General features: G+C 70.8%; 15 protein-coding genes. 8 read left to right on the forward strand and 7 right to left on the reverse strand.

The window, feature by feature from the left end:
- Window positions 1-61: 61 nt before the first annotated feature.
- The 6 genes from E3O23_RS10920 (at window position 62) to E3O23_RS10945 (ending at window position 7,763) form a co-directional block, all read left to right on the forward strand.
- Entirely contained in the window at window positions 62-1,528 is a 1,467-nt protein-coding gene (locus E3O23_RS10920) for a DUF222 domain-containing protein (protein WP_134490929.1), read from the forward strand.
- A gap of 79 nt (window positions 1,529-1,607) precedes the next feature.
- A complete protein-coding gene (locus E3O23_RS10925) occupies window positions 1,608-2,585 on the forward strand; it encodes an ABC transporter ATP-binding protein (RefSeq protein ID WP_134490931.1) in 978 nt (325 codons plus the stop codon).
- Window positions 2,582-4,198, forward strand: coding sequence for an ABC transporter permease (locus E3O23_RS10930; protein ID WP_134490933.1), 1,617 nt, complete (start codon window positions 2,582-2,584; stop codon window positions 4,196-4,198). The genes E3O23_RS10925 and E3O23_RS10930 overlap by 4 nt, the downstream gene beginning before the upstream one ends.
- A gap of 138 nt (window positions 4,199-4,336) precedes the next feature.
- Window positions 4,337-6,301 (forward strand): M13 family metallopeptidase, encoded by a 1,965-nt coding sequence (locus tag E3O23_RS10935; protein WP_134490935.1) that lies wholly within the window; start codon window positions 4,337-4,339, stop codon window positions 6,299-6,301.
- Between the two features lie 102 nt (window positions 6,302-6,403).
- Window positions 6,404-7,312, forward strand: a complete 909-nt coding sequence (locus E3O23_RS10940) for a serine hydrolase (RefSeq protein WP_134490937.1) — start codon at window positions 6,404-6,406, stop codon at window positions 7,310-7,312.
- A gap of 109 nt (window positions 7,313-7,421) precedes the next feature.
- A complete protein-coding gene (locus tag E3O23_RS10945; RefSeq protein ID WP_134490939.1) occupies window positions 7,422-7,763 on the forward strand; it encodes a DUF5655 domain-containing protein in 342 nt (113 codons plus the stop codon).
- A gap of 30 nt (window positions 7,764-7,793) precedes the next feature.
- Here E3O23_RS10945 and E3O23_RS10950 read toward each other — a convergent pair whose 3' ends face one another.
- The 4 genes from E3O23_RS10950 to E3O23_RS10965 form a co-directional block, all read right to left on the reverse strand.
- Window positions 7,794-8,825, reverse strand: a complete 1,032-nt coding sequence (locus tag E3O23_RS10950; RefSeq protein ID WP_134490941.1) for an NAD-dependent epimerase/dehydratase family protein — start codon at window positions 8,823-8,825, stop codon at window positions 7,794-7,796.
- Between the two features lie 25 nt (window positions 8,826-8,850).
- Entirely contained in the window at window positions 8,851-9,369 is a 519-nt protein-coding gene (locus E3O23_RS10955; protein WP_134490943.1) for a pyridoxine/pyridoxamine 5'-phosphate oxidase, read from the reverse strand.
- A 180-nt stretch (window positions 9,370-9,549) separates the two neighbouring features.
- Window positions 9,550-9,780 carry a YbdD/YjiX family protein gene (locus E3O23_RS10960; protein ID WP_134490944.1) on the reverse strand — a complete coding sequence of 77 codons (231 nt, stop codon included), beginning with the start codon at window positions 9,778-9,780 and terminating at the stop codon, window positions 9,550-9,552.
- Window positions 9,777-12,077 carry a carbon starvation CstA family protein gene (locus tag E3O23_RS10965; protein WP_134490946.1) on the reverse strand — a complete coding sequence of 767 codons (2,301 nt, stop codon included), beginning with the start codon at window positions 12,075-12,077 and terminating at the stop codon, window positions 9,777-9,779. The genes E3O23_RS10960 and E3O23_RS10965 overlap by 4 nt, the downstream gene beginning before the upstream one ends.
- A 131-nt stretch (window positions 12,078-12,208) precedes the next feature.
- Between E3O23_RS10965 and E3O23_RS10970 the strand changes: the two genes are divergently transcribed.
- On the forward strand, window positions 12,209-13,594 hold the full coding sequence (locus E3O23_RS10970) for a glycine--tRNA ligase (protein ID WP_134490948.1): 1,386 nt from the start codon (window positions 12,209-12,211) through the stop codon (window positions 13,592-13,594).
- 140 nt (window positions 13,595-13,734) lie between these two features.
- Here E3O23_RS10970 and E3O23_RS10975 read toward each other — a convergent pair whose 3' ends face one another.
- The 3 genes from E3O23_RS10975 to E3O23_RS10985 form a co-directional block, all read right to left on the reverse strand.
- Entirely contained in the window at window positions 13,735-14,790 is a 1,056-nt protein-coding gene (locus tag E3O23_RS10975) for a zinc-dependent alcohol dehydrogenase family protein (protein WP_134490950.1), read from the reverse strand.
- A gap of 115 nt (window positions 14,791-14,905) precedes the next feature.
- A complete protein-coding gene (locus tag E3O23_RS10980) occupies window positions 14,906-15,502 on the reverse strand; it encodes a GNAT family N-acetyltransferase (protein WP_134490952.1) in 597 nt (198 codons plus the stop codon).
- Entirely contained in the window at window positions 15,499-16,950 is a 1,452-nt protein-coding gene (locus tag E3O23_RS10985) for a glutamyl-tRNA reductase (protein WP_134490954.1), read from the reverse strand. The genes E3O23_RS10980 and E3O23_RS10985 overlap by 4 nt, the downstream gene beginning before the upstream one ends.
- Window positions 16,951-17,002: 52 nt before the next feature.
- Here E3O23_RS10985 and hemE point away from each other — a divergent pair, with 52 nt between their 5' ends.
- A complete protein-coding gene (gene hemE / locus E3O23_RS10990) occupies window positions 17,003-18,154 on the forward strand; it encodes a uroporphyrinogen decarboxylase (protein ID WP_134490956.1) in 1,152 nt (383 codons plus the stop codon).

Genomic DNA, 18,154 nt, shown 5'->3' on the forward strand with positions numbered 1-18,154 from the left:
CTTCTTTCCACAGTGTTGATGAATCCTCGTATTCATGTTCTAATCGCGCTAGAATCGGGGCATGTCAAACCTCGCGGACGACCTCAGGCAGGCGGCGGATGCCGTCGCGGTACTGGGGTCATCGAGCGCCGACCTGGCAGCCCTCCCCGACGCGGAGGCCCTGGCCGGGCAGAAGCGCATCGCCGATGCCCGCCGCCTCCTTGACGCCTACGCCGCATGGATGGCTGCCACGATCGCCCGCCGCTCGAGGCCCGAACTGGGCCACTCGGGCCTTGCCGCGCAGCAGGGCTTCCTGAGCCCGGAGGCGCTGATCCAGAACTGGACGGGCTCGTCCAGGGGCGACGCCCACAAGCTCGTCGCGGTCGGCACGATGATGGCCGACACCGAAGCGGCGGAGCGGCTCGTTGCCGGTGCGCTGGAGCCACCGTCCGGTGATGTGGCGGAGTTCGTCGCGAAGCTGCCGTGGCAGGCGCCGATCGCCCGTGCGGTCATCTCGGGAACCCTCTCCGTGGACGCCGCCGAATCGATCCGCACGGGCCTGGGCGAGATCGACACAGCGGTCACCGCGGAGAAACTCGCCCAGGCCCTCGACCGCCTGCTCGCAGAAGCCTCGGCACTGAACGCCGACGAGGTGTTCAAGCGGGCCAGGCGAATGCGCGACGAGCTCGACCAGGCCGGCATCGCGGCCCGCGAGAAGCAGGCCCACGACGACCGCTTCCTGCGCGTCTACCGGCTGCGCGACGGCAAGGTGCGCCTGAACGGGTTGTTCGCCCCGGAGGACGGGGAGTTCGTGCTCTCCACCTTTGACTCGATCACCAGTCCGCGCCGCGGCGGGGTGCGCTTTGTCGACAAGGAGCAGGCTGCCTGGGCGAAGCGGATCCGGGACGACCCGCGCACCACCGAGCAGATCGCGGCGGACGCCCTGGTTCAGCTGCTCAAGATCGCCGGAGAAGCCGACCAGGGCCACGTCTTCGGCGGCCGCCGGCCCTCGGTGCGAGTGATCGTGGCGGAGAAGACCCTGAGTAGGCAGGCAGGGCAGACAGGGCATGGGCAGCTCGAGGGCAACCCCGTCCCCGTCTCAGCCGAGACCATTGAACGCTGGCTCTGCGATACCGGCACCCGCGGGATCAAGTTCGACGACGACGGCCAGTGTGTCAACGTCGGTCGAGACGAACGCCTCTTCACCGAGAAACAACGGGCGGGAATGGCGGTGCGCGACGGTGGATGCCTCTGGCCCGGCTGCGACAGGCCGCCCGCCTGGACCGAAGCTCACCACCTCGACGAGTGGCTGCGGGACAACGGGTACACGGATATCGCCGACGGGGTGCTCCTGTGCCATCCGCACCACCTGCTGCTGCACAACCAGCACTGGGAGATCATCCGGATCGGGGCGGAGTACTGGCTGCGGCCGCCGGCATCCGTCGATTCGGCGCAGACGCTCGTGCCGTTGCCGAGCAAGCGCCCGCCCTTGCCGGAGCCGGCACAGCTTGAGCCGGCACAGCCGGCCGAATCGGGCCGGGACGGCTGAGCTTCTTCGACAGGCTCGAGCTTCCGACAGGCTGGACCACGAACCAGTGAGCGACAACGAGCGGGCGTAGTTTGGGCACATGAACGCCGTCATAGAAACCCGCGGCTTGCGGAAGCGATTCGGCCGGGTGGACGCCCTCAACGGTCTCGACCTCTCCGTCGCGGCGGGCGAGGTGCACGGCTTCCTCGGCCCGAACGGGGCGGGAAAGTCCACGACGATCCGGGTGCTCCTCGGGCTGATGCGGTCCGACGGCGGCACGGCCACGGTCTTCGGACGCGACCCGTGGACGGATGCCGTCGCCCTGCACCGTCGGATCGCCTACGTCCCGGGCGACGTGAGCCTGTGGCCCAACCTCACCGGCGGCGAGGCGATCGACCTGCTCTGCCGGCTGCGCGGCGGAACGAAGGATGCCGCCGGCTACCACGCCCGCCGCAAGCACCTCGTCGAGGCCTTCCAGCTGGACCCGACGCGCAAGGGCCGCACCTATTCGAAGGGCAACCGGCAGAAGGTCGCGCTCATCGCGGCGCTGGCCGCCCCGACCGACCTCTTCATCCTCGACGAGCCGACGTCGGGACTGGACCCGCTGATGGATGCCGTCTTCCGCCGCGAGCTCCAGGCGGCGACCAACAACGGCGCGACCGTGCTGCTCTCCAGCCACATCCTCTCCGAGGTCGAGCATCTCTGCGACCGGGTGAGCATCATCCGCGCCGGCCGGACGGTCGAGACCGGCACGCTGACCCAGCTTCGCCACCTGACCCGCACCGAGGTCGGCTTCGCGAGCGAGGGCCTGGCCGAGGCCGATCTCGCCGGGCTGGCCGCGCGCATCCCGGCCGCCCACGACCTCGTCGCCGGCGCGGGGGGAGAGGGCGGCGGGGCGGCCAACGGGGCCGGCGGCGTCGGCCGGGTGAGCTTCACCGCCGACAGCGACGCGCTGCCCGAGGTGCTTGCCGTGCTGGCCCAGTTGCGCGTGCAGGGCCTGACCATCGCGCCGCCGTCGCTCGAGAGCCTGTTCCTGCGGCACTACCGCGAGGATGACCCGGCCGGACCCCGCCGGTGAGCACGCTGGGTCCGATCCTGCGCCTGCGCCTGCGCCGAGACCGGGTTCAACTGCCGATCTGGTTCGCCGCGTTCGCGGCGCTCGCCGCGGTTGCCCCGGCCGCGGTCGCCGCGAGCTTCGGCACGGTCGCCGAACGCGAGTCGCTCGTGCGCATCGCCTCCGGCTCCCCGACCATCCTGATTTTCCGCGGTGAGCCGCAGGGGGCCGAGGTCGACGCCCTCGTCTTCTTCCTGATCTTCGCCTTCCTGGCGACGCTCGTTGCCTTCATGAGCACGTTCCTCGCCGTGCGGCACTCGCGCGCCGAGGAGGAATCGGGACGCGCGGAACTGATCGCCGCGACCCCGGCGGGCCGGCTCGTCCCCCTGCTGGCGACGGCCCTGCACGGCGTCGGCGCGAGCCTGGCCGCGGGGGTGGCGGTCTGGCTGGGCTTCCTGGCCGCCGGCCTGGACGGTTCCGGCTCGTTCACGACCGGTGCCGCGATCGCCGGCACCGGCATCGCCTTCCTCGGCGTGGGGCTCCTGGCTGGCCGGCTGATGCGCACCTCGCGCGGCGCGAACGGCCTGGCCGCGGCGGTCATCGGCGTTGCCTATGCGCTCCGGGCTGCCGGCGACGCGGGCGGCACACCGTCCGCCGACGGGCTGAGCATGACCAGCGCCTGGCCCAGCTGGCTGTCCCCGATCGGCTGGGGCCAGCAAACGCACGCGTTCACCACCATCAGTCCGGCGCCGCTGCTGCTCGACCTGGCCCTGGCCGCCGTGCTCCTGGCCGTGGTGGTGGCGCTGGCGTCCAGTCGCGACCTGGGCGCGAGCGTCTTCGGCGAACGGGCAGGCCCCGAGCACGCCGGGCGCACCCTCGGCGGCTCGCTCGGCCTGGCCTGGCGGCTGCAGCGCTCGGCGGTCGTCGGCTGGGCGCTCGCGGGCCTGGTCTTCGGTGTGCTGGCGGGCACCCTCGGCGAAACCGTGGTGGAACTGGTCCGGTCCAACTCGCAGATCGGCGCCGCGCTGGCCGACCTCGCCGGCGGCCGAGGGTCGATCATCGACCTGTTCACGGCGGCGATCTTCGGCCTGGTCGGAGTGATCGCCGCGGCGGCGGGCACCCAGGCGATCATCCGGATGCGCCAGGAGGAGGCCAACGGCTCGGCCGAGGCGCTCCTCGCGCTGCCGCTCCGGCGCATCCGCTGGATGTTCGACTACCTCGTCGTCGGTGTCGTCGCAATCGCGAGCGTGCTCGCGGCGGCCACGGCGGGCGCGGCCGTCGGGCTCACCCGCTCGGCCGGCACGGGCGACCGGGTCGCCAGCGCCGTCGACTCCGGGCTCGCCCAGCTCCCGGCGGCCGTGCTCATCCTCGCCATCGCGGCGCTGCTCTTCGCGGTCGTTCCCCGGCTCGCCATCGGGCTCAGCTGGGGCGTTCTCCTCGTCTCGGTCTTCATCGGCCAGTTCGGCGAGCTCTTCGGGATGCCCGACTGGCTGCGCACCCTCTCGCCGTTCACCCACACCCCCGCCATCGGCACCGCCGACGTCGACTGGACCGGGGCCTGGTGGATGCTCGCCCTCGCCCTGCTCCTGGCCGCCCTCGCCCTCGCCGCCATCCGGCGCCGCGACCTGGCCCTCTGACCCTCGCTCGTCCCCTAGTCCCCCCGCCGCCCGCCCACTCGCCCATCCCGCCGAACTGTGAGTTTGGCACCTTCCCGGGGCCCGCGAAGGTGCCGAACTCACAGTTCGGCGAAGGGAGGACGGAATAGGCTGGTGCGCATGACTGACCAGGGGACCGCATCCGGCATCGACACTTCAGAACTCGACCCGGGCGTTCGCCCGCAGGACGATCTCTTCCGACACGTGAACGGAAAATGGATCGCCCGCACCGAGATCCCGGCCGACAAGGCCCGGTGGGGGTCGTTCTACCTCCTCGCCGAGGAGTCCGAGAAGGCCGTGCGCGCGATCATCCTCGAGGCCCAGACCGCCCCGGCGGGCACCGAGGAACGCAAGTTCGGTGACTTGTACGCGAGCTTCCTCGACGAGGAGCGCGTGGAGAAGCTGGGCGCGACGCCACTCGCGGCCGACCTCGCCACGGTCGACGCCGTCACCTCCGTCCCGGGCCTGCTCGGCACGCTCGGCCGGCTCGAGCGCAAGGGTGTCGCCGGTGCCTTCGCGCTTTACGTCGACAACGACCCGGGCAACCCCGAGCGCTACCTCGTCTTCCTCGAGCAGGGCGGCATCGGCCTGCCGGACGAGTCCTACTACCGAGACGAGAAGTTCGCCTCCGTCCGCGACGCCTACCGGGCCTTCCAGGCACGGATGTTCGGCCTCGCCGGCTTCTCCGACGCCGGGGCCCGCGCGCAGCGCGTCTTCGACCTCGAGACCGAACTCGCCCGTCACCACTGGGACAACGTGAAGTCCCGGGACAGCGAGCTGGCCTACAACCTCAAGACCTGGGGGCAGGTGTCCGCGCTCGCCGCGGGGGCCGACCTCCACCTCTGGCTGGAAGGGCTCGACGCCCCCGAGGCCGCCTTCGCGGAGCTCGTCGTTCGCCAGCCGAGCTTCGTGACCGGGCTCGCCGAGATGCTGACCGAGGACAGGCTCGACGCCTGGCGGGACTGGCTGCGCTGGCAGGTCATCCGTTCGAGCGCCGCGTACCTCTCAAGCGATTTCGTCGCCGCCAACTTCGAGTTCTACGGCCACACGCTCAGCGGCACCCCGCAGATCCGCGACCGCTGGAAGCGCGGCGTCTCGCTCGTCGAGGGCGCGCTCGGCGAGGCGGTCGGCCGCATCTACGTGCAGCGGCACTTCAAGCCCAGCGCCAAGGCCGGCATGGACGTGCTCGTCGGCCACCTCGTCGAGGCCTACCGGCAGAGCATCACCGGCCTCGAGTGGATGACCGACGAGACCCGCACCCGCGCCCTGGAGAAGCTCGACAAGTTCACGCCCAAGATCGGCTACCCGGTGAAGTGGCGCGACTATTCGACCCTGTCGATCGACGCCGGCGACCTCATCGCGAACGTCCGTGCGGCGAGCGAGTTCGAGTTCCACCGGGAGCTCGGCAAGATCGGCAACCCGCTCGACCGCGACGAGTGGTTCATGACGCCGCAGACGATCAACGCGTACTACAACCCGGGTTTCAACGAGATCGTCTTCCCGGCCGCCATCCTGCAGTTCCCGTTCTTCGACGAGGCCCGCGATTCCGCCGCCAACTACGGGGCAATCGGCGCGGTCATCGGGCACGAGATCGGCCATGGCTTCGACGACCAGGGGTCGAAGTACGACGGCGACGGGCTGCTGATCGACTGGTGGACCGAGCAGGACAAGGCCGCGTTCCAGGAGCGCACCAAGTCGCTGATCGAGCAGTTCAACGCCCTCGCCCCGAAGCAGGTCCCCGAGCACCACGTCAACGGCGCGCTCACCATCGGCGAGAACATCGGCGACCTCGGCGGCCTGTCGATCGCCTGGAAGGCCTACCTCCTGTCGCTGGACGGCCAGGAGCCGCCGGTGATCGACGGCATGACCGGCGCCGAGCGCTTCTTCCTCTCCTGGGCGCAGGCCTGGCAGATGAAGGGTCGCGACGAGGAAGTCATCCGCCTGCTGGCGATCGACCCGCACTCGCCCAACGAGTTCCGCTGCAACCAGATCGTCAGCAACATCGACGAGTTCTACACGACCTTCGGGGTCACCGAAACGGATGCCCTCTGGCTCGACCCCGGGAAGCGCGTCACGATCTGGTGAGGCCCGGGCTGGCGTCACGACCTGGTGAGGCCGGCCGCCCGGCTGTGACGTAGGGTAATCGCGGGGTATTCTTACCCGCACCGAGAGAAAGCCGCGCGCGAATTGTCCAAGCCGACCCAGGATGCAGAGCGACGCTCCAGGCATTCCGCCGAGCGCAAGGGCAAGCACAAGGGCCCGGAGACGCACGAGAACTTCGGCCGCGGCTTCCAGGCCCTCGGCGAGCTGGCGATGGACGGCGTGCAGGTGTCCGCCCGCGCGACCGACCTGACGACCGGCCGGGTGCTCTTCTCGGTCGACGACCACGTCGAAATGCCGACGGCGGGCATCGGCAAGATCCTCCTCCTGATCGAGGTGGCCGCGCGCCTCCGGGACGCCGACTTCGGCGTCTACACGATCCTCGACCGCACCGCCGCCGACGCGGTGAGCGGCCCCGGCATCTGGCAGCACCTGCAGGCGCCCTCGCTGCCGGTCGCCGACCTCGCCGCCCTGGTCGGCGCCGCGAGCGACAACCTGGCCACGAACGTGCTCATCCGCGCCGTCGGGCTCGACGCGGTGCGCGCACGCACCGAGCAGCTCGGCCTCTCCCGCACGGCCCTGCTCGACCTCGTCCGCGACCAGCGTGGCCCGGACGATGCCCCGCAGCTCTCGGTCGGCAGCGCGAAGGAACTCACCTGGCTGCTCACCGCGCTCGCCCGCGGCGAGATCGTCGACGCCGAGGCCAGCGAACGCGTCATCGGCTGGCTCTCGCTGAACACCGACCTGTCGATGGTGGCCAGCGCGTTCGGGCTCGACCCGCTCGCGCACCGGGACGGCGACCACGGCATCCTGCTCGTCAACAAGACGGGCACGGATGCCGGCGTCCGCAGCGAGGCCGGCATCCTCCGCGGCCCGCGGGCCGGCGTGACCTACGCGGTGTCGATGTCGTTCGCCGACACGAAGCTCTCCTCCCGGCTATCCGTGCTCGACGGCATGCGGGCGATCGGCCTCGACCTCCTCGAATACGTGCACTGACCCTCTCGCGCCTCCCGCCACCTCCCGCGAAACCGCAGTTGTGCGCCTTCTGAGGGCGTTTTAGCGCGCACAACTGCGTTTTCGCGGGGGTGAGGTGGATCATGGGGGCATGGCAGCGACGGCGATCGAACGAATCCAGGCGGATGACGCGGCCCGCGAGATCTTCGAGATCCTCCAGGGTGCCCTGGCCCAGCTCGGCGGCCACGAGATCGAGGAGAAGCAGGGCTCCCTGCACGTGACGAACGGCCGCGCGTTCCTCGGCATCCATCCGCGGTCGGGCGCCGTACTGCTGAACCTCGTGACGTCCGAACCGATCGTGAGCGAGCGCATCCGCAAGTCGGAGCAGGTCTCCCGCAATCGCTGGCTCAACGAGATCGTGATCCGCACGACGGCCGAGGTCGACGCCGAGCTCGCCGGCTGGCTGCGCACGGCGTACGCGCTGACCGAATAGCGGCCCAGCCGGTTCGTTCAGCCGGCTGATTCAGCCGGCGAACGAGTCCTCGGCGGCGTAGGGGAACCAACCGTTTGCGCCGTAGCGATTCACGATGGACGGGAAGAGCTGCTGCCAGGACCCGCCGCGGCGCTCGGCCGAAGCGACGGCATCCGTCACCCAGCGGATGTCGTCGGCCAGGCCCTCGGCGTAGCTCACGGCCGGCGCGTAGCCGAGCTGCTCGCGGGCGGCGGCCATGCTGAGCACGATCGGGTTCGGGATGCCCCAGGGGCTCGACCCGAGCTCGCCCAGGGGCGGCCCGGTGAACGTGAGGATCTCGGCCTCATGCCCCATCGCATCGAACACCGCCCGGCCGATCCCGGCCACGGTGAGCGCCTCGTCGTCGACGGCATTGAGCACGCGTCGACCCGGCCGCTCGGCGCACCGGAAAACGAGCTCGGCGATGTTCGCGGTGGCCGAGGTGCCGAACCGGCTGGCGCCGTCGTAGGCGAGCACCGCCCGGCGCCGGCCGTCGAGCACCCGTTTGATGAAGAACCACTCGCGCAGGGCCGGGCTGTTCGGCCCGTGGATCGCGCCCGGCCGGAGGATGCTCACCGGCAGGTCGGCGGCGGCCAGGAGACGGCGCTCCATCGCGGCCTTCAGCGGCGAGTAGGTCTGCTCGGCGTTGTCGACGGCCGGGTCGGCCTCGGTCAGCGGCACCGGGAAGTCCGGGAAGACCTCGTCCGTCGCCACGTCGAGGTAGGAGCCGTTCCGGCCGAGGTAGACCGAGCCGGTGGAGATCACGACGAGCGAGCCGACGTGGCCGGCCAGCCCGGCAAGCTGGTCGGCGTGCACGGTGTCGTAGGCGACCGTGTCGAGCACGAGGTCGTGGCCGCGGGCGGCGGCGTGCAGCGCGGCCGTGTCGGCGCGGTCGAACCGGATGCTCCGGGCATCCGCCGGCAGCGCGGGCGTGTGCTGCCCGCGGTGGGCGACGGTCACCGCCCAGCCCGCCGAAGCCAGCCGGGACGCGGCCGCCAGGCCGATCTGCCCGGTGCCGCCGATGATGAGTGCCGTCTTCGCCATCCGGCCACCATAAGGGCTATAGCGGTCAGAGGCTGTAGCGGTGCCGGATATGGTTCCGGTCGGCGGAGGCCTGCCAGAACTCGATCTCCGCCGGCCGCAGGGCATACAGCTGCCAGCTCGGGTTGGCCGACTCGTCGGCCGCGGGTCGATCGGCCCAGTCGGCGGCGGATGCCTCCGCCGACAGCAGGGCCACGGTCCCGCTCACGCGCACCTGCCGGCCGAGCTCCGACCAGTAGAAGTTCATCGCGGCCCGCGGGTTGACGGCCAGTTCCCGGCCCTTCCGCGAGGTGGTCGCCGTGGCGAAGTGCCAGCCGTGCTCGTCGATGTTCTTCAGGATGAGCATCCGGGAGGACAGGGTTCCGTCGGCGCCCGCGGTGGCCAGGCTGAAGGCGTGCGGCTGCCGCACGCCGGCAGCCAGGGCCTCGTCCAGCCATCGCGTGAACAGGTCGGCCGGGTCGGCCGGCGCCGTCGCCGGGTCGAAGGCGGGAAGTCCCTCGGGGAAATCCGGCAGGGCGCGCAGCATGCGGCGGAAGGACTCGCTCATGCCCCGAGCCTATTGCCCGGTTCGGGCGTCACGGCCTGGCCGCACTCGCCCGCGGCTAACTCAGGAGAAACCGGGACCGGGCAAACGCGCGCCCCGTCCTCCAGCGGCGGCAGTCGGCCAGATCACGGATTCTCCTGAGCCGGCCTCCCGGCCTCCCGGCCGCGCACGGCGGGGACGACCTCAGCAGCAGCGGTTCTGCGGGTTCTTCTGCTGCCGGTCGGTCTGGTCGCGCCAGAACTCGCGCTCGGTCATCACGGGCTCGCCGATGCCGCAGGCTCCGGCCTCCGCTCCGCCGTGGGTCGCCGCGTGGTGCGCGACGTACTTGTCGTAGGCGTCCTCGCCGAGTACGCCGCGGACGAACCAGGCGATTCCCCTGGCGCCGCTGCGCACCGCGGCGAGGACGGCCCTCATCGGCCGGACCGGGCGGGCTTGGGCGGGAGTGCCGCCTTCAGCTCCGCGGCCTGGGCGTCCCACTGGACCTCGAGCTCCTTCTCGGCCCTGGTCGGCACGAACGCGGCCGGGCCGAAGATCCGGGACTGCACGGCCGCATCCTCGTCGGTCGTGTTCGAGCCCGAGCGGTATGCCTTCCAGGTGGCGACGATCGCGGTGACGATGACGATGATGGCCAGGGTGACGAAGAGGATCGAGAGCAGCCCCTGCACCATCGTGTTGCGCACGACGGCCTCCATCGCCTGCACCGTCGGCGCGGCGCCGAAGCTGGTTTCCCCGGCCGCGAGGGCCTCAGAGAACGCCCTGTTCTGCGCGAAGTAGCCCACCGCCGGCACGGTCGAGAAGATCTTCAGGAAGGACGCGTAGATGGTCACGACGGCCGCGAACGCGAGCGGCAGGGCCACGATCCACAGGTAGCGGAAGTTGCCGCGCTTGGCGACGATGGCCATGCAGACCGCCAGCGCGATCGCGGCCAGCAGCTGGTTGGCGATGCCGAAGAGCGGGAAGAGCGTGTTGATCCCGCCGAGCGGGTCGGTCACGCCCATCAGTAGCACCGCGCCCCACGCCCCGACCATGACCGCCGTGGCGAGCCAGGCGCCCGTGCGCCACGAGGTGTCCTTGAACTTCGGGAAGAAGTTGCCCAGGCTGTCCTGCAGCATGAACCGGGCGACCCGGGTGCCGGCGTCGACGGCGGTGAGGATGAACAGCGCCTCGAACATGATGGCGAAGTGGTACCAGAACGCCATCATCCCGGTGCCGCCGGCCACCTGTTGCATGATGTGGGCGAGCCCGACGGAGAGCGTCGGCGCTCCGCCGGTGCGGGAGACGATGGATTCCTCGCCGACGTTCTGCGCGGTCTGCGTGAGCATGTCGGGGGTCAGGTTGACCCCGGTCAGGCCGAGGCTGTTGACGAAGGCGACCGCGCCCTCGACGGTGCCGCCGGTGAGGGCGACGGGGGAGTTCATGGCGAAGTAGATCCCGCGGTCGATCGACAGCGCGGCGACGAGCGCCATGATCGCGACGAAGGACTCCATCAGCATGCCGCCGTAGCCGATGAACCGCGTCTGGCGCTCCTTCTGGACGAGCTTGGGCGTGGTGCCCGAGGCGATCAGCGCGTGGAATCCGGACAGCGCGCCGCAGGCGATCGTGACGAAGAGGAACGGGAAGAGCGAGCCGCTGACCACGGGGCCGCCGGTCGCCGCGAACTCGCTGACCGCGGGGACGGTGATTTCCGGCCGCACGATCACGATCGCGACGGCGAGCATGAGGATCGTGCCGATCTTCATGAAGGTGGAGAGGTAGTCCCGTGGGGCGAGCAACAGCCAGACCGGCAGGATCGCGGCGATGAAGCCGTAGATGATGATGCCCCACGCGATCGTGACCTTGTCGAGGTGGAAGAACGCGGCGCCCCACTCGGTGCCGGCGATCATCCCGCCGCCGATGATGGCGGCGATCAGCAGCACGAAGCCGATGATCGAGACCTCGGTCACCTTGCCCGGCCGGAAGAAGCGCAGGTAGACGCCCATCAGCAGGGCGATCGGGATGGTCATCGAGACCGAGAAGACGCCCCACGGGCTCTCCGCCAGCGCGTTGACGACGACGAGGGCGAGGATAGCCACGATGATGACCATGATCACGAGGGTCGCGACGAGGGCGGCGGTGCCGCCGATGACGCCGAGCTCGTCCCTGGCCATCTGGCCGAGCGAGCGGCCGCCGCGGCGCATCGAGAAGAACAGGATCAGGTAGTCCTGGACCGCACCGGCGAGGATGACGCCGACGATGATCCAGATCGTGCCGGGCAGGTAGCCCATCTGGGCGGCCAGGACCGGGCCGACGAGTGGGCCGGCGCCGGCGATGGCGGCGAAGTGGTGCCCGAAGAGCACCCGGCGGTCGGTGACGGCGTAGTCCTTGCCGTCGGCCTTGTACTCGGCCGGAGTCGCCCGGCGGTCGTCGGGCCGCAGCAGGTGCTTCTCGATGAACCGGGAGTAGAACCGGTAGGCGATCAGGTAGGTGGCGACGGCAGCGAAGACGAACCAGGCGGCGTTGACGGTCTCGCCGCGAACCACCGCCAGCATGACCCAGCTCACCGCGCCGACCAGGGAAATCCCTGCCCAGAGCGCGATTTTCGCCGGAGTCCAGTTGCGGCGCTCGGCCTCGAGGACCTCCTCGGCCACGGCCACGGGCAGTCGATCCGGAATCAGGTCCAGGCCCGTGGAATCCCCGGTGGCATCCTTCTGGCTGCCGGATGTCGTGCTCATTTTCTCTCCCTCGAGAACCCGCGGCTGGCGGCGGACTTCCTCGCCAACGCTAGCAGCAGGGGAATGTGGCGCCGGTCGAGCGCCTAAAATGGGGCGTTCCCTCTTCCTCCCCCTCGACCATTGGAGCCACCGTGGCCGCACTCTCCCGTCTCGATTCCGTCATCGCCCTCGCCCGCCACCGCGGGTTCGTCTTCCAGGCCGGTGAAATCTACGGCGGGTCACGGTCCGCCTGGGACTACGGGCCGCTCGGCGTGGAGCTCAAGGAGAACATCAAGAGGCAGTGGTGGCGCACGATGGTCACCGGCCGCGAGGATGTCGTCGGGCTCGATTCATCCGTCATCCTGCCCAAGCAGGTCTGGGAGGCCTCCGGCCACGTCGAGGTCTTCAGCGACCCGCTGGTCGAGTGCACCAGCTGCCACAAGCGCTTCCGCGCCGACCACCTCGAGGAAGAGTTCGAGGAGCGTAAGGGCCGCGCCGCGGAGGGCGGGCTCGACGGTATCCCCTGCCCGAACTGCGGGAACCGCAACGCCTGGACCGAGCCGCGCGCCTTCTCCGGCCTGCTCAAGACCTACCTCGGCCCGGTCGACGACGAGTCGGGCCTGCACTACCTGCGCCCGGAGACCGCGCAGGGCATCTTCGTGAACTTCGCCAACGTGCTGCAGGCGTCGCGGATGAAGCCGCCGTTCGGCATCGGCCAGACCGGCAAGAGCTTCCGCAACGAGATCACCCCGGGAAACTTCATCTTCCGCACCCGCGAGTTCGAGCAGATGGAGATGGAATTCTTCGTCGAGCCCGGCACGGATGAGGAATGGCACCAGTACTGGATCGACGCGCGGATGGCCTGGTACACCGGCCTCGGCATCAACCCGGAGAACCTGCGCCTCTTCGAACACCCCCAGGACAAGCTCTCGCACTACTCCAAGCGCACCGTCGACATCGAGTACCGTTTCGGTTTCAGCGGCAGCGAGTTCGGCGAGCTCGAGGGCGTGGCGAACCGCACCGACTTCGACCTGAAGACGCACGCGGCCGCATCCGGCAAGGACCTCTCGTACTTCGACCAGACGAAGAACGAGCGCTGGGTTCCCTACGTGATCGAGCCGGCCGCCGGGCTGACGCGCTCGCTGATGGCGTTCCTCGTGGACGCCTACCACGAGGAGGAAGTGCCCAATGCGAAGGGCGGCGTCGACAAGCGCACCGTGCTCAAGCTCGACCCGCGCCTGGCGCCGGTCAAGGTGGCCGTGCTGCCGCTGTCGCGCAACGAGGCCCTGTCGCCGATGGCCAAGGCGCTCGCGGCGCGGCTGCGCGAGTCCTGGAACGTGGACTTCGACGACGCCGGCGCGATCGGGCGGCGCTACCGCCGCCAGGACGAGATTGGCACGCCGTACTGCGTCACGGTCGACTTCGACTCGCTCGACGACCAGGCCGTCACCGTACGTGACCGCGACACCATGGCCCAGGAGCGCATCCCGCTCGACAAGCTCGACGCCTACCTCGCCGAGCGCCTCCGCGGCGCCTGACACCCGCTCGACCCTCGACGGCGCAACGGCGGGCGGATGCCCCGCGCGCGGTGCGCATAACTCCTCCAGTTCGCGCCGGGGACGTTGCGCTTCCGCGTGATTGCGCGGCGCGACCGGGCGACGGTTGCGAACTGGAGGAGTTACGAACGGGCGGGGCGGGCAACCTCGATGAGAGTGACGCCCGCGGCCGGCGCCGGCGCGGACATCGCGGCGAGGGCGGCGGGAGCATCCTCGAGGGTGATCCGGTGGCTGATCAGGTCCTGCGGGCGCAGCCGGCCGGAGGTGACCAGCGCGAGCAGCTCGGAGTAGTCGTGGGCGGGCATCCCGTGGCTGCCGAGCACGGTCAGTTCCCGCGCGATGACCACGCCGAGCGGAACCTTGGGGTCCTCCGGCAGGAGCCCGATCTGCACGTGCCGCCCGCGGATGGCCAGCGAGCGGATGGCCACGGCCACGGTGCTCTCCCGGCCGAGCGCCTCGAGCGTGACCTCCGCACCATCCGGGGCGAACTCGCGGATCCGCGCCAGCACCTCGGACTCGGCCAGCCCGGCGGAGTTGACCGTGTGTTCGGCGCCGACCCGTGCCGCGGCTTCGAGGGCGGCGTCGCTGATGTCGACAGCGACCACCCGGGCGCCCAGCGCCCGACCGATCATGACGGCGGAGAGCCCCACCCCGCCGCAGCCCAGCACCACCAGGGTTTCGCCGGCGACCAGCCGCGCCTGGTGAACCAGTCCGCGGTAGGAGGTCGCGAACCGGCAGCCGAGCAGGGCGGCGGCGCCCGCGTCGAGGTTGTCGGGCAGGGCGATCAGGTTGACGTCGGCGTTGTGCAGCGCGACCAGTTCGGCGTGCGAGCCCCAGTGGGTGAACCCCGGCTGGGTCTGGTTGCGGCAGACCTGGCCGTTGCCGCCCGCGCACTCCGGGCACGCGCCGCAGGCGCAGACGAACGGCACGGTCACCCTCTGGCCCACCGCGAAGCGGCGAACGTCGGGGCCGACCGAGTCGATCACCCCGACCAGTTCGTGCCCGGGCACATGCGGCAGACGGATGTCGGGGTCGTGACCCATCCAGCCGTGCCAGTCGCTCCGGCAGACGCCCGTCGCCTCGACCCGCACGACGACGCCCGCCGCGCTCGCCACGGGGTCCGGCAGCTCGCGCACCTCGGGCAGGGCGCCGAACTCTTCGAAATAGACCGCTCGCATCCGCCCAGCCTCGCAGAGGTTCCGCCGTGCCGACAATCGCCGTTTCTGCCGAGGGTCGCCGGTGCAACGGGTACTCTCGGCAGAAAAGGGGAGTCTCGCCGACAGGCAGGCGCGGCTAGCGCCCGGCGCCCCACTCGCGCTCGAGGATCGCGTACACGGAGAGGTCGCTCCACTCGCCCTTGAAGATCTCGTTCTCGAGGAAAAGCGCCTCGAGCCGCATGCCCAGGCGCAGGCAGAGGGCCACGGATGCCATGTTCCGGGGGTCGACCTCGGCGAAGACCCGGTGGGCGCCCACGTCAGTGAAGGCGAACTCCAGCACCGCCCTGGCCGCCTCGGTGGCGTATCCCCGGCCGTGCCGAACCGGATGGAACACCCAGCCGATCGACACCTGCGCGTTCACTGCGCTCTGCAGGAAAATGCTCAGGTCCCCGATCACCGGGCCCGGCTCCCCGTCCGGGCCGAGCAGCTCCGCCGCGAGGATGATCGCGTCCTTGTCGGCGGCCAGCCGAGTGAAACCGGCCCGTTTCAGGGTGTGCTCGCGGGATTCCTCCCGGTCGCGCAGCGGCCACGGCAGGTACCGCACCGCCTCGGGCAGGGACTGGTACGAGTAGACGTCGTCCGCGTCGGCCTCGGTCAGCGGTCGCAGCAGCAAGCGGTCGGTGCGGATCGGACGCGCGTCGACCGGGAGAGTTAGGCCGACGGGCCGGGTCACGAGGCCGCGGTGCCGGAGTCGCGCGCGGCGTCGGGGGCCGCCTGCGCCGTGCCCGCGGCCGGCAGGGAGACCTGGATGCCGAAGAGCGCGTCGAGGCCGGCCAGGAACGACTCCTGCTCCCCGGCGCGGGCGAGCGAACGCGAACGCACCATCGGCGTGTGCAGCAGCACTCCGGCGAGGTGCCGCAGCGCCGCCTCGGTCTGCTCGCTCGCGTCGCCGCGGCCGCGGGCCCGCTCGATTTCGGCGTCGAGCAGGTCGAAGACGTAGCTGCGCAGGGCCACGACGGCCGGCGCGAGGCTCTGCTCCTCGGTCACGGCCGTGAACTTCCGCGCCGCCTTGGTCACGAGCTGCCGCGCCTCGCTGGTCGAGTTCAACTCCTCGAGCGGGGCGTGGATGCGGATGGTCTCGAGGTCGAGGAGTTCGACGCCGGGCACGAGGCTGACGTCAGGGTCGACGTTGCGGGGCAGCCCGAGGTCGATGATGAGCTGGCGCGGCGCCTCGAGCGGTTCGGCCGGCTCGGCGGCGGCAGCCGGAGCAAGCGCGCCCGCAACGTCAACAGCCGCAACAGCCGCAACAGCCGCGGCATCCGCCGGGCCGGCGAGGAGCGTGACGCCGTCCGGCACGATCCGCTGTTCGGCGACGAGCGCGCGGCCAGCCGCGAGGAGGGCTGCGTCGATCACGTGGTGGCCGACGGTCGTGCAGGTGAGGATGAGATCGGACCCGGCGGCCTCGCGGGCGAAGCCGAGTTCGGGGACCGCCTCGATGTCGTGCGACCTGGCGAACTTGTCGGCGCGGCCGGACGGCGAGTAGACCCGCACGTTCTCGGCCCCGAGATCGCGCAGGGCGGCCAGCGAGGCGCCGGCGTAGCGGCCGGTTCCGACCAGGAGCACCCGGGTCTCGGCCCAGTCGCTCACGCGGCTTTCGGCCAGTTCGAGGGCGAGGCGCACGAGCGAGCGCCCGGCCGCGCCGATGCCGGTGCGGTTCTTGACCCCGCGCGAGGTCTGCGAGGCGCGCTGGAACAGCCGCTCCAGCTCGCCGCTGGTGGTGCCGTGCGCACGGGCCTGTTCGAGGGCGCGACGCACCTGGCCGGCGATCTCCCCCTCGCCGACGACGACGGATTCGAGGCCGCTCGTCACGGCGAACAGGTGCTCGGCGACCCCGTTGCCGTGCACGAGGTCGAGGGTGTCGCGCAGGGTGTCCGCGGCGACGCCGGTGCTGGCGCTGATCGCCTCGATGGCGGCGGAAACCGCCGGCAGCGGCGAGACGCCGAACGGCTCATCGAGGTCGAGGTATGCCTCGAAGCGGTTGCAGGTGGCGACGATAACGGCGCCACTGAGGGCGGTGTGGCGCTCGAGCATCCGGTCCGCGGAGGCGCTGGCGCCGACGGACAATTTCTCCAGCACATCGAAGCTGGAGTTCTTGTGACTCGCGGACAGACAAATCAGCACATCCTCGATTCTACGTCGCGCCGCCGAACGCCCCGAATCGTGACGTTGATGGATGTTTGACAGAATTGCGGGTGTGAACCTCGACGCGCAGCACCCCCTCGCCTCCGGCCTGACCGCCGGCTCCCGCCTCATCCGCGCCTACCAGGGCACCCGGCCCGACGTGACCCCGGTCTGGTTCATGCGCCAGGCGGGCCGTTCGCTGCCCGAATACCGCGAACTCCGCGTCGGCACCCGGATGCTGGACGTCTGCCTCGACCCGGAGCTGGCCAGCGAAATCACGCTGCAGCCGGTGCGCCGGCACGGCGTCGACGCGGGCATCTTCTTCAGCGACATCGTCGTGCCGCTCAAGCTCGTCGGCGTCGACGTCGAGATCGTGGCCGGCAAGGGCCCGGTCCTCGGCACGGCGACGCGCACCGCGAAGGATGTCGCGGCCCTCACCGCCCTCGACCCGGCCATCCTCGACGACGCCCTCGCGCCGATCTCCGAGGCGGTCGCCCGCACGGTCGCCCGGCTCGGCGACACCCCGCTGATCGGATTCGCCGGGGCGCCCTTCACCCTCGCCGCGTACCTCGTCGAGGGCGGACCGTCGAAGGACCACATCCACGCCCGGACGCTCATGCACGCCGACCCCGAGGCCTGGGCGGCACTAATGGCCTGGACGGCCGAGGTGACCGGCCGGTTCCTCCGTGCCCAGGTGCTCGCCGGCGCCAGCGCCGCGCAGTTGTTCGACTCCTGGGCCGGCGCGCTCTCCCTCGAGGACTACGCCCGCTACGTCGCCCCGGCCTCCGCCCTGGCGATCTCGCACGTTCGCGACCTCACCTACCTCGAACGCACCGAGGACGAGGCCGCCGACCCGACCGAGATCCGGCGCAACGTTCCCGTCGTGCACTTCGGGGTGGGCACCGGCGAGCTGCTCAAGGAGATGCACACGATCGGCGCTGACGTCGTCGGCGTCGACTACCGGATCCCGCTCGACGAGGCCAACCGCCGGCTCGGCGGCGTCGTGCCGATCCAGGGCAACATCGACCCCGCCCTCCTCGCCGCGCCGTGGCCGGTGCTCGAGGCGCACGTGCTCGACGTGCTCGAGCGCGGCCGACTGGCGCCCGCGCACGTGCTCAACCTCGGCCACGGCGTCCCGCCGGAAACCGACCCGGACGTGCTGACCCGGATCGTCGACTTCGTGCACGAGCACGGCGCGGCGTAA

Source organism: Cryobacterium tagatosivorans (assembly GCF_004402215.1).
Lineage (GTDB): Bacteria > Actinomycetota > Actinomycetes > Actinomycetales > Microbacteriaceae > Cryobacterium > Cryobacterium tagatosivorans.

What these genes read in the sequence shown, in the direction of transcription:
- E3O23_RS10960 (WP_134490944.1), bottom strand. Translation starts at nt 9,780, where the DNA reads ATGAGGGCCGTCCTCGCCGCGGTGCGCAGCGGCGCCAGGGGAATCGCC.
- E3O23_RS10975 (WP_134490950.1), bottom strand. Translation starts at nt 14,790, where the DNA reads ATGCGAGCGGTCTATTTCGAAGAGTTCGGCGCCCTGCCCGAGGTGCGC.
- E3O23_RS10950 (WP_134490941.1), bottom strand. Translation starts at nt 8,825, where the DNA reads ATGGCGAAGACGGCACTCATCATCGGCGGCACCGGGCAGATCGGCCTG.
- E3O23_RS10925 (WP_134490931.1), top strand. Translation starts at nt 1,608, where the DNA reads ATGAACGCCGTCATAGAAACCCGCGGCTTGCGGAAGCGATTCGGCCGG.
- E3O23_RS10935 (WP_134490935.1), top strand. Translation starts at nt 4,337, where the DNA reads ATGACTGACCAGGGGACCGCATCCGGCATCGACACTTCAGAACTCGAC.
- E3O23_RS10920 (WP_134490929.1), top strand. Translation starts at nt 62, where the DNA reads ATGTCAAACCTCGCGGACGACCTCAGGCAGGCGGCGGATGCCGTCGCG.
- E3O23_RS10945 (WP_134490939.1), top strand. Translation starts at nt 7,422, where the DNA reads ATGGCAGCGACGGCGATCGAACGAATCCAGGCGGATGACGCGGCCCGC.
- E3O23_RS10965 (WP_134490946.1), bottom strand. Translation starts at nt 12,077, where the DNA reads ATGAGCACGACATCCGGCAGCCAGAAGGATGCCACCGGGGATTCCACG.
- hemE (WP_134490956.1), top strand. Translation starts at nt 17,003, where the DNA reads ATGTTTGACAGAATTGCGGGTGTGAACCTCGACGCGCAGCACCCCCTC.
- E3O23_RS10955 (WP_134490943.1), bottom strand. Translation starts at nt 9,369, where the DNA reads ATGAGCGAGTCCTTCCGCCGCATGCTGCGCGCCCTGCCGGATTTCCCC.